This window comes from Catenulispora rubra, from assembly GCF_015356825.1.
GTDB lineage: Bacteria > Actinomycetota > Actinomycetes > Streptomycetales > Catenulisporaceae > Catenulispora > Catenulispora rubra.
The window spans coordinates 16,807-27,577 of the sequence record NZ_JAACYW010000149.1; the positions used below are offsets into that span (position 1 = coordinate 16,807).

General features: G+C 70.1%; 8 protein-coding genes and 1 pseudogene. 4 read left to right on the forward strand and 5 right to left on the reverse strand.

All coding sequences use genetic code 11. The features are described 5' to 3' along the window. Positions 1-18 precede the first annotated feature (18 nt). Entirely contained in the window at positions 19-1,089 is a 1,071-nt protein-coding gene (locus GWK61_RS32325; RefSeq protein WP_194915483.1) for a hypothetical protein, read from the forward strand. An 87-nt stretch (positions 1,090-1,176) separates the two neighbouring features. Here the strand turns inward: GWK61_RS32325 and GWK61_RS32330 are convergent, their stop codons facing one another. The 4 genes and pseudogenes from GWK61_RS32330 to GWK61_RS60990 form a co-directional block, all read right to left on the reverse strand. Continuing rightward, positions 1,177-1,917, reverse strand: coding sequence for a hypothetical protein (locus GWK61_RS32330; RefSeq protein WP_194915484.1), 741 nt, complete (start codon positions 1,915-1,917; stop codon positions 1,177-1,179). Between the two features lie 160 nt (positions 1,918-2,077). Beyond that, positions 2,078-3,079: a zinc-binding dehydrogenase gene (locus GWK61_RS32335; RefSeq protein WP_228563294.1), complete on the reverse strand. Its 1,002-nt coding sequence runs from the start codon at positions 3,077-3,079 to the stop codon at positions 2,078-2,080. 118 nt (positions 3,080-3,197) lie between these two features. Next, positions 3,198-4,058: an alpha/beta fold hydrolase gene (locus GWK61_RS60985; RefSeq protein ID WP_369125629.1), complete on the reverse strand. Its 861-nt coding sequence runs from the start codon at positions 4,056-4,058 to the stop codon at positions 3,198-3,200. A 69-nt stretch (positions 4,059-4,127) separates the two neighbouring features. Then, positions 4,128-4,580 (reverse strand): annotated as a pseudogene (locus tag GWK61_RS60990) (cupin domain-containing protein); the annotation flags it as partial. A 116-nt stretch (positions 4,581-4,696) separates the two neighbouring features. On the opposite strand from GWK61_RS60990, the gene GWK61_RS32350 reads away from it, so the two are divergent. Beyond that, positions 4,697-5,374, forward strand: coding sequence for a TetR/AcrR family transcriptional regulator (locus GWK61_RS32350; RefSeq protein ID WP_194915485.1), 678 nt, complete (start codon positions 4,697-4,699; stop codon positions 5,372-5,374). Here the strand turns inward: GWK61_RS32350 and GWK61_RS32355 are convergent. Then, a complete protein-coding gene (locus GWK61_RS32355) occupies positions 5,364-6,575 on the reverse strand; it encodes an ROK family protein (RefSeq protein WP_194915486.1) in 1,212 nt (403 codons plus the stop codon). The two genes, GWK61_RS32350 and GWK61_RS32355, sit on opposite strands and share 11 nt — an antisense overlap. A gap of 207 nt (positions 6,576-6,782) precedes the next feature. Between GWK61_RS32355 and GWK61_RS32360 the strand changes: the two genes are divergently transcribed. Together GWK61_RS32360 and GWK61_RS32365 are read left to right on the forward strand one after the other, a co-directional pair. Then, on the forward strand, positions 6,783-9,455 hold the full coding sequence (locus GWK61_RS32360; RefSeq protein WP_194915487.1) for a family 20 glycosylhydrolase: 2,673 nt from the start codon (positions 6,783-6,785) through the stop codon (positions 9,453-9,455). A gap of 286 nt (positions 9,456-9,741) precedes the next feature. Beyond that, complete coding sequence (locus tag GWK61_RS32365; RefSeq protein ID WP_194915488.1) at positions 9,742-10,749, forward strand: ArsR/SmtB family transcription factor; 1,008 nt, start codon at positions 9,742-9,744, stop codon at positions 10,747-10,749. The last annotated feature ends 22 nt before the right edge of the window (positions 10,750-10,771 follow it).

Below are 10,771 nucleotides of genomic sequence, written 5' to 3' on the forward strand. Positions count from 1 at the left end.
TTTTTAGGAGGCCCGCCGATGAGGCACCTCACCCGTCCCACCGGCGTCGCCCTGGCCGCGATCGGCATCCAGGCGCTGATGGTGTTCGCGTTCACGGCGCCGACCGTCCACAGCGCGCCGCACAAGGTGCCGCTGGCGGTGAGCGCCCCCGCCCCGGCGCGCGCGGCGATCGAGCAGCGGCTGGCGACGGCGGCGCCGGGCGCGTTCGCGGTGCGCGAGGTGGCCGACGAGAGCGCGGCGCGCGCCGCCCTGACCGACCGGGAGGCGTACGGCGCGGTGGTGGTGACGGATCAGGGTCCGCACATGCTGATCGCGTCGGCGGCCAGCCCGACGGTCGCGACGCTGCTCACCGAGGTCGGCTCGCATCTGGCACCGGCCGGCGGCAACGCTACTGCGGTCCCGGTGAACGACGTGGTCCCGGCCTCGGCGGCGGACCCGCACGGGGCGGCGTTCACGTCGATGGTGCTGCCGCTGGTGATGTCCTCGCTGATCGGCGGAGTGCTGCTGACGATCAAGCTGCCGCATCTGCGCGAGCGTGCGCTGGGACTGCTGCTGTTCGCCCTCGGGGGCGGAGCGTCCGTGGCGCTGATCGCGGGCCACGCGCTGGCGTTCCTGCCGGGCTCGTACCTCGTGCTGGCCACGGCGATCGCGGCGCCGATCCTGACGATCAGCGCGTTCAGCACGGCGACGGCGTCGCTGATCGGCCGTTACGGATTTGCCGTCGCGGGGACGATCATGATGCTGCTGTCGAACCCGCTGTCGGCGGCGTCGAGCGCGCCGGAGCTGCTGCCGACGCCGTGGGGACGGATCGGGCAGGACCTGCCGGCCGGGGCCGCCGCCACATTGATTCGGTCTGTGGCCTTCTTTCATGGGCACGGCGGGACGCATGCCGAGATGGTCCTGGGCATTTGGGCCTCGGCCGCGGCCTTGATGCTGACGGCTGCAGGGCTGCGGGCCCGGCAGCGGACAGGGAAGAAGGCCGGCGGCGCTCATGCTGCGCACGGCGGGCACGGTGCACACGACACTCACGCGCAGAACGGACACCTGGCCCCCCTGACTCAGAGATCGAACGAGGCGGTGGCGCCATAAGCGCCGCCGCCAACAGTTCGGCCTCGGGTCGGGCGAAACGTGCGTCCCTGTACCTAGATCTTGCCAGTCCCTAGATCTTGCCAGTACCTAGATCTTGCCCAGCGCCGTCTTCGCCAGCGTGGTCAGCGCGTCGACGACCGGCTGCGACGGCATGGCCGGCTCCGCGCCGAAGTGGCCGTCCTTGATGGCGATGTTGATGTCGATCGTGGTCGTTCCCTTGCGCACGTAGATGTTGAAGATGTCGCTGCCGATCCCGTACACGTACGCCTCGTCGCCGAGGCCCGAGACCGGCTGGGTCTTCTGACCGTCCAGGACCTGCTTCATGACGTCCGAGCCCGCGATCTGCACCACGACGTCGTGCGGGCTGTTGTCGGTCGCGCCGTAGCTGCACGTGCCGCCCCCGCCCTGCAGCGGCACCAGCCCGCCGGGCTTGACCGGCTCGCCGAGCGCCGCGGTGGCCTGGTCCTGGGTGATCAGCGAGCAGGCGTTCGGGAACTTGCCGTTGCCGGTGTCGCCGGCGGGCGCGGAGGTGGTCGCCCCGTCGCCGGCGGGCGCCGAGGTGCTGGAATCGTCGCCGGTCGACGCGGAGCTGCTGGTGTCGTCACCGGCAGCCGCCGAACTGCTGGATCCGTCCCCCGCCGCGGCCGAGGTAGTGGCCCCGCCGCCGGCGCTGCCGGAAGTCGGCGTGCCGACCGCCGTCGAGGTCGAGGTCTTGCCCGTGGCGCCCAGGGCACCGGTGGTCGACGACGAGCAGCCCATCATCGTCAGCGGCACGGCGGTCAACACGGCGACGAGCGCGAGCCGGTGGCGAACAGTGGCGGTGGTCATTCTCTCTCCCCCTTCGATTCAGCCCGCGATCGCGGGCCTACATCGAACCTAGGGAGTGGCTACTGATCGCGTATCCGCGAACCTACCTGTGTTTGACCGCCAGCTTGATGTCAGCCTGTGTAGTCAGCGCTCGCACGGCAGCCGCGCGGGGCTCCCGCGCCTAGTGCCGGACCCGGACGACCAGCTTGCCGGTGGCGCGGTCGTGCTCCATGTCGTCGTGCGCCTGCCGCACCTGCTCCAGCCCGTCGTAGACGCGGTCCACCGGAAACGCCAACGTCCCGGCCGAGACCGCGTCAAGGATCTCCTGGAACACGTCCCGAGGCAGATCGGTCGCGTCGCCGAAGTACCCCGCGAGCCGCACGCCCCTCGGCAGGTACTCGTTCGGGGAGAAGTCCCGCACCGTGTACTGGTTCGACAGGCTGCCGCTGAAGCACGCCGTGCCGTGCACCCGCACCGCGCGCAGCGTGTCCGGCAGCGTCGGCGTGCCGACCAGGTCGAGCGCGCCGTCGACGCCGTCGGGATACAGCTCGCGCACCGCGGCGGCGACCTCGCCGTCGTCGAGCAGCGGATGGTCGACGCCCCGCTCCTTCAGGAACGCCAGCCGGCCGGCCTGCCGGGTCGTGGACAGCACCGTGCAGCCGCGCCAGCCGGCCAACGCCGCGGCGGCCAGGCCGACCGAAGACGTCCCCCCGCGGATCAGCACGGTCTGGCCGGCCTCGATGTCCAGGCCGACGGCCAACGAGCCGTAGGCGGTCTGCACCATCTCCGGCAGCGCGCCCAACACCTCCCACGGCAGGTCGGTGTCGACCGGGATCACCTGCGACAGCGGAACCGAGGTGTACTCGGCGTATCCGCCGTCGTAGGTACGGCCCATGTCCCCCATCATCGCGACGACCTTCTGCCCCGGGACCAGCCCGCTGCCGGCCGGGGCCGCGTCGACGGTGCCGACGGCCTCGATGCCCGGAACCCGCGGAAAGCTGACCCCGACGCTCACTCCCAGCCGCAGCTTCAGCTCCGAGCGGTTGACCCCGAACGCCTCGACGCGGATCCGCACCCAGCCGTCCTTCTCCGGCGGCAGCGGGAGGGTGGTCAGCTCCAGGTTCTCCACGGGCCCGGGGCCGGAGAGCCGGACAGCGCGCATGGTGGTCGGCGTGGATGTCATGAGCCTGCCTGCTTCCCGGGGTCAGGATGATCGGATCTGGGCGATCGGATCAAGGCAATCAAATCAGTGGCGGTCACCATGCTGCGACCGCCACTTCATTCCCGATGCCGCTCCTGCGCTACGCCTCGTCGGGCTTGACGACGGTGTCGACGAAGTCGCTGATGGCGCCGAGTGTCGCGCCGATCTGCTCGATGTGCGGGAAGTGCCCGGCGTCGGCGATCGGTGCGAAGCGGCCGTTGCCCAAGGCGGTGGCGAAGTCGCGGCCGTAACCGAGCGGGGCGATGCCGTCCTGCTCGCCCCAGACGACGAGCGCCGGGATGGTGATGCGGTGCAGGCGGCGGCGCAGCTTGGGGTCGTGGGTGAAGCCTTCGCCGCCGTAGAGGGCGAGGGCCTTCTGGTTGGCGGCGCCGGCGGCCTTCTGCTCCTCGGTGAAGGACGCGAAGTCCGGGCGCAGGGCCGGGTTGACGAACGACAGCTCACTCATCTGCGGCGGGGCCAGGTTGCGGACATCGGTGACCTGCTCGTCGCCGAAGGCCTTGATACCGACCGCGTTCAGCAGCACCAGGGCGCCGACGCGGTGGTGGTTGTCGCGCAGCGCCATCTCGGCGGCGATCCAGCCGCCGATGGAGGAGCCGATGATCATGACGTTGGTCAGGTCGAGCTGGTCGAGCAGGTCCAGGTAGGCGTCGGCGAGGTCGGCGATGGTGTCGAAGCCGTCAGGGCGGACGGTGCCGTCGAAGCCGGGATGCGTCGGCACGATGCCGTAGACGTGCTCGGCCAGCGCGCCGGCCAGGCCCAGCATGGTGCGGGGGCCGGCGCCGCCGTGCAGGTACAGCACGCCGCTGCCCTCGGTGTTCGTGCCGAACTCGCTGATGGTGATGCCCATGCCGGTCGCGATGGTGACGGTGCGGGAGGCCGGGCCGGTGGAAGTCGGGGCGGTCATGGTGGGTGCTCCTTGGGTTTGGGGTGTGTCAGACATCTCGGTGTCGTCGTCGGTGGCTGTGCTGCTGTCAGTGCTGTTGTCAGTGCTGTTGTCAGTGCTGCCGGCGGCGTAGTCGTCGGCGATCGTCGTCGCGTAGCGCGGCATCACCTCGGCCGCGGCCTGCGGCATCGAGGCGCCGAGCGCCATCGCGTCGCGCACGTCGCCGAAGTAGTGGACGTACAGGTCCGGCGCAAAGGTGTTGATCATGACGAGGGGTTCGTCGCCGGGGTTGGCGAAGGTGTGCGGGGCGCCCGGCGGCACCATCACCAGCGTCCCGGGCGGCGCCTCGTGGTCGGTGGCGCCGACGGTGAAGACCGCCGTGCCGGAGACGACGTAGAACCCTTCGTCGTGCTCGGCGTGCCGGTGTTGCGGCGGGCCCACGCTGCGCGGGGCCAGCCGGATCTCGGCGATGCCCAGGCGGTGGCCGGTCGTGGACCCGTCCTCGAGGATCGTGATGCGGGCCGGTCCCAGGTCGACGGGTTCGCGGTCGCCGGGGGCGACGACGGATACGGCGGTCATGATGGCACTCTCCCTTCGTGAGAGTTTCCTCTCGGGAAGAGAATAGAACGCCCCATGGCCTTTATGCAAGTGAGCTCTTATGATGGGAGTCGACTCAGTGACACGAGAGGACTCCGATGACGACCCCGCAGGCCACGCAACCGGCCCAGGCCCCGCAACCAGCACAGACTCCGCAACCAGCACAGCCCACCGGCCGCGTCAACCAGAAACGGCGCACGCACGCGGCCATCGTCGCCGCGGCCGCCGAGCTGATGCTCACCGGCGGGGAGGTGACGATGCCGGAGGTCGCCAAGGCGGCACTGGTCTCGGAGGCCACCGCCTACCGGTACTTCCCGGACCTGGCCAGCCTGTTGTCCGAGGCCATGGCGGACACGCTGCCGGCCCCGGGCGAGGCGCTGGCCGCCGTCGCGGACTCCGCCGATCCGGTCGTGCGCGTGGCGGCGGTGGCCGAGCACCTGGCCCGGCTGGTCCTGGGGCGCCAGGGCGCGGTCCGCGCGATGATCGCCGCCACGATCGTGCGCCCCGGCAGCACGGTGGCCCGGCCCGGGCTGCGGTTCGGCCTCATCGACGAGGCGTTGCGGCCGTACGCGGAGTCGGCGGGCGACGGCGAGAAGGTGCAGGAGACGCTGGTTCAGCTCAAGCGGGACCTGTCGGTCGTGATGGGCGCCGAGGCGTTGTTCTCCCTGATGGATCTCAACGGCCTGGCGCCCGAGGAGGCCGTCGCCAGCATCGTGCGGACGGCGACCATGCTCACTCGGGCCATGCTCACCCGGGCCGCGTTGGTCACCGGGTAGCCGAGGCGCTCGCCTCCCCCTTGCGCAGGACCGGTGCGTCGATGTCTGAGAAGGTCGCGGCCTCCGGCGCCGGGAAGGACGACGAGAGCTCCACGGTCCGCTCCAGGAACGCGTCGATGGCGTCGAGCGCGAAGCGCACGGCCCCGAGGCTCACCGACTGGTTGCCCAGCGACGACACGTGGACCGTCGATATCCGCGTGTACGTGTAGTCGTTGACGTAGCGGCGCAGCGGCGTCAGCAGCGTCTCGCCGGCGCGCACGATGCCGCCGCCGATCACCACGACTTCCGGATCCAGGGCCAGGGCCAACGCCGCGATCCCGAAGGCCAGTCCCTGACTGAAGGCGTCCACGGCGGCGACGGCCTTCGGATCGCCTTGTGCGGCAAGGGCGAAGACCTGCTCCCTGCGCATCGGACCGCCGTCGACCCGCAGTGCCTCCAGGTGGGTCGGCGCCTCGTCCCAGCCGAGCCGGGACAGCGCTCCGATCTCGCCGGCGCCCCCGGAGTGGCCCCGGTAGAGCTTGCCGTTGAGCAGGAGTCCGGCGCTGGTGCGGTTGCCGGACAGCACGAACACCATGTCGTCCACGTCCTGCGCGACACCGCGCCAGCGTTCGGCCACGGCGGCCAGGTTGCAGTCGTTCTCCAGCAGCACCGGGCAGCCGAGCCGGGATCTGAGCCGGACGGCCAGATCCGGGTCGGGGAAGTCGCCGGCCATGACCTGCTCGACGCGGCCCCGGTGCACGATGCCGGGGGTGCCGACGCCGGCGATCCACACATCGGCCAGCCGCTTGCCGGCCGCGGCGAGCGCCTCGTCGGCGACGCCGACTGCGAAGTCGAGCCGCTCCGGGGCGGAGGCGCCCGGCTCCACGGTGCGGTGCACGGAGGCCAACGGCTCGCCGAGCAGGTCCGTGACGGTCACGACGATGTTGTGCGGGCCGATATCCATGCCGAGTAAGAGCCCGGATTCGGCGTGTACACGGTAGTGCCGGGCCGGGCGCCCGGCGCCGGGGTGCCCTTCCTGGCCGTCCTCCAGGAGCCACCCGCGCTCCACCAGGTCCAGGACGACGGCCTCGGCGGCCGTGCGGGACAGGCCGGTCGCCGCCGCGAAGGCGGCGATGGTCTTCGGCACCTCGCCCGCACAGCGCAGGGTCGCCAACAAGTTCATGCGCCGGAGCAGTGATCGATCACCGCTGCGTGTGGTCACGCTTTGTCTCCCTCAAGGGCGGCGTTCGGCTGACCAGGGCAGAAGGGTGCCAACCGGTCGGAACCTTGACACGTCTGTTCGCAGGATATTACCTTCAAGTTGCTTATTTAATAGGGGTGACTTCGTCCTCTCCGTTCTCCCACCGCCCTCGAAGATCGGTGCGTCGACAGCAACGGCATCCGTTCCGACCTATCCAGAAGGACTCCGGTGACACACCATCGAAGCAGACCCGCGACGATCCTGGTCGCGATCCTCTCACTCCTGATAGCCGGCATCGGCCTCGGCAGTGCGGCGTCGAAGGCGCGCGCCGACGCCTCGGCTCCTCCCCCGGTCCTGCCGGCCCTGCAGCAGTGGTCGGCAGGCTCGGGTTCGGGCTATTCGTGGACCGGCGGCGGCCGGATCGTCGTCAACACCGCGGACGCCTCCGCGCTGACGGCCGACGCGCAGACCTTTGCGAACGACCTTGCCCTGGACCTGAACACCGCGACCCCGCAGATCGTGCAGGGGACGCTGGCGAATGCTTCCCCCGGCGACGTCTTCCTGTCGCTGGGGTCCACGAACCCGCAGCTCGGTGCCGAGGGCTACGCGCTCACCGTCGCGCCGGTGCTCCAGGTGAGCGCGACGGCCGAGACCGGCGCGTTCTGGGGGACGCGGACGATCCTGCAGATGCTGCGCCAGAACCTCAACCTGCCGGCCGGTACGGCGGTCGACTCGCCGAAGTACAAGGTGCGGTCGATGTTGGTGGACAACGGCGCGCGCACGTTCCCCGTGCACTTCTGGGAGAACGAGATCCGCGAGCTGTCTTACCTCAAGCTCAATGAGCTGATGGTGTACATCTCGGGTCTGGGCCTGACGAACGCCCAGCTCCAGCAGCTCAGCGCCTTCGCCGCGGCGTACCACGTCAACTTGGTCGGCCAGGTCAACGTGCCCGGCCACATGGACACGGCGCGGGAGAACATCCCGGCCCAGTACGAGCTCAACGACCCGAACAGCACCACCGGCGGCAAGATCGCCGGAGCGCTCGACCTGACCAACCCCAGCGCGGTGGCGTGGGCCCAGCAGCTGGTCTCCCAGTACATCGACCAGTTCTCCACCCCGATCTGGCACATGGGCGGCGACGAGTACGCCACCGCTTGCCAGAAGATGGATCCGAACTCGACTCTGCTGCCGCAGCTGACGAACTACGCGAAGAGCCAGTTCGGGCCCGACGGCACGATCCAGGACGTCTACCGCACCTTCGCCAACCAGATGGACACGCTGGTCAAGCAGCACAGCAAGACGATGCGCATGTGGAACGACGACCTGTTCCCGACCTCGAGCGTGACGCTCAACCCCGACATCACCGTCGAGTACTGGTTGCGCGCCTTCAACTACAACTCCTCGTGCGACATCGTCTTCTCGACGCCGGCCCAGATCGCGGCCAACGGCAACCAGCTCATCAACGCGAGCGCCGGCTCCCTCTACTACAACGAGGGCAACCAGGGCATGGGCACCGCCGCGTCGATCTGGGAGCAGTTCCATCCCGGCACGTTCGACGGCGGGCTGACGCTGCCCGGCGGGGACAACGACTCGCACCTGGCCGGCATCAAGATGTCGGTGTGGAACTCGGGCAACTACGACATCGGCCAGCTTGAGCGCGACCTCAAGGACCGTCAGCGGGCGCTGGCGCAGAAGGCGTGGGGCTCGACGGAGCTGTACTCGACGTACGCGGCCATGGGCCCGGTCGTGGACGCCGTCGGCCGTGCGCCCGGCTTCCTCGACACTCCGGCGGCCGGCGACCCCGGCTACGGCGGCACCCTGTCGAGCTCGCAGGCGATCATGTTCGACAACGCCGAGCACACCTTCACCGTCCAGCCGGACGGCAGCGTCGAGCACGCGTGGTACTCGTACACCACGCAGGGCGCCTACGCTCACGAGATCGTGGCGCCGGCCGGCTCGGCCGCGCCGGGAAGCCTGCCCACGGCGTTCGCCTCTCCCGGGCAGATGCATGTGTACATCCGGGGTACGAACGGCCATCTGCTGCACTGGGTGACCGGCTCGGTGTCCGGCAGTTGGGGCGCGGACGACTGGACGGCGTCCGCGCAGGCGAGCGGAAGTCAGTACACGGACATCGCCGGCAACCCGGAAGGGTTCGTCTACAACGGGATCGGCGGAGTCCAGCAGCAGATCTTCGCGCGGGGCAGCGACGGGACCCTGCATCACTGGGTCTACTCGGTGACGAACAACAAGGTCTCGGCCGGCGCCAACTGGGGCGGCCGGCTGACCGGGAATCCGTCCCCGGTCATCTGGGGCGAGGTCCAGGCCGTTTTCGCCCGGGGGACGGACGGCCACCTGCGGATGTGGTGGTGGCAGACCTCTGACCCGGACTACGTGCACCAGCAGGAGTGGGGCGGTCCGCAGCTCGCCTCCGACGCCTCGCCGCTGGCCCTGGCCGGCGCGGTGGACGGGGTCGGCAACCCCACGAACGACATCGACCTGCACGTGTACGCGCGCGACACCGCCGGGCACCTGCAGCACTGGGTGTTCGATCCGCAGGTCGGCGGTTCGCCGACGGTGGAGGACCTGACGGCGGCGAGCGGTTTCTCAATCGCCGGGGACCCGTCCGGGTTCACCTATATCGGCCAGCAGCACGTGTACTTCGGTGACGCTGCGACCGGGCACCTGGACCACGTCTGGACGAAGGCCGGGGTCGCTCCGGCCTGGCAGGACGTGAGCACGAGTACGCCCGGGGGCGTCGTCAACCTGGTCGGGAACAGCTTCGCGGACAACGTGAACAACGCCGAGCAGCACGCCTTCGGGTTCGACTCCGCCGGCCACGTCCACAACTGGTTCTGGGTCCAGTCGACCGACAGCCTGCACCAGGACACCTGGCAGCCGTAGCAGCCGGGCTGACCCGCGGGTATCCGGTGCACGCCGACACACGCGGGTCAGCACTCTGATCGAGGCGGGTTCCGCACCGCACGCCACCGACACCGCGCGGTGCGGAATTCCCGCGGCGACCGCCAACAAATACATCGCGTGGACGTCTATACACACGGCGGGCCATACACGGCGGCCGAAGCGTCCACCACAGACGCGGTGCGACACACCTTCACCGGCCATCGGTGGGGGCGTGCCACGGCGCGTTCCATCGGCTCGAGTCAGCACATCAGGCGTTGGGGGCAACATGCTGCAGCTGGGCTTGGACAGCACGACCTTGGCCCGTACGAGGTTCGGGATCTCCCCTGCCTTCACCGCGGTCGAGAGCCTGAGCCTGTTGCGTCGGGACGGGACGTCGAAGGGGCGGATGCAGGACCTGATCCGCCAGGTGGTGCAGGAGCGCAGGCTGGTGCTGCTGGAAGCGCTGTTCAGCGGCGAGTGGGACTACGTCCCCGACGCCCTGACGCCGCAGCCGAGGCGGCCCGAGACGGACCTCGCCGACGAGCTCCACGCGATCGCCACGACCTCGCCCCAGCGCCTGCGCTGGGAAATCAGGCTCCTGCTCAAGGGCACCAACGGCGGCAACCTGCGCGCGCACCCGACCCCGCCGGTCCTGCGCAACGCCATCGAGCAGGGCGAGCAACGCCTCGCGGAGCGCCTGGCCGCCGAGCTCGAACAGTACTGGCACACGCTGGGCGCCCCGATGTGGAGCTCGCTGCGCACGCGGATGCTGTACGACATCGAGGCGCGCGCCAAGCACATCGTCGAGGGCGGCTTCGGCGCGATGCTGGGAACGCTGCACCCGAGCATGCACCCCTGGCGCGAGAACCAGCTCCGGCTGTTCAGCCGCCTGTCGGGCAACGTCTCCGCGAGCGGCGGACTGCACCTGGTCCCGATGGTGTTCACGCTCTCCCGGCCCCTGCTGGTCGCCGACCTGTCCCCGGCACCCGAGCGACGCCTGCCGATGATCGGCTACCCCGCCCAGGCCGGCGGCAACGCGGACCCGCTGATCCCGGCCACGCCGGAACTGCTCGGCGCCACCCGCGCGCGGATCCTGGCGGACCTCCAGACGCCGCGGACCACGACGGAGCTCAGCGAGCGGCACTATCTGACGGCCGGGACGGTTTCGTACCACCTGAAGATCCTGCACCGCGCGGGGCTGGTGGCCCGGGCCCGGAACGGGTATCGGGTGCTTTATCAGCAGACTGAGAATGCGACGTCGTTGCTGGCGGGGCTGAAGCAGGGGATTGCTTGAGCGCTGGGGCGCTGGGGCGCTG

What these genes read in the sequence shown, in the direction of transcription:
- GWK61_RS60985 (WP_369125629.1), bottom strand. Translation starts at nt 4,058, where the DNA reads ATGTCTGACACACCCCAAACCCAAGGAGCACCCACCATGACCGCCCCG.
- GWK61_RS32365 (WP_194915488.1), top strand. Translation starts at nt 9,742, where the DNA reads ATGCTGCAGCTGGGCTTGGACAGCACGACCTTGGCCCGTACGAGGTTC.
- GWK61_RS32330 (WP_194915484.1), bottom strand. Translation starts at nt 1,917, where the DNA reads ATGACCACCGCCACTGTTCGCCACCGGCTCGCGCTCGTCGCCGTGTTG.
- GWK61_RS32350 (WP_194915485.1), top strand. Translation starts at nt 4,697, where the DNA reads ATGACGACCCCGCAGGCCACGCAACCGGCCCAGGCCCCGCAACCAGCA.
- GWK61_RS32335 (WP_228563294.1), bottom strand. Translation starts at nt 3,079, where the DNA reads ATGACATCCACGCCGACCACCATGCGCGCTGTCCGGCTCTCCGGCCCC.
- GWK61_RS32325 (WP_194915483.1), top strand. Translation starts at nt 19, where the DNA reads ATGAGGCACCTCACCCGTCCCACCGGCGTCGCCCTGGCCGCGATCGGC.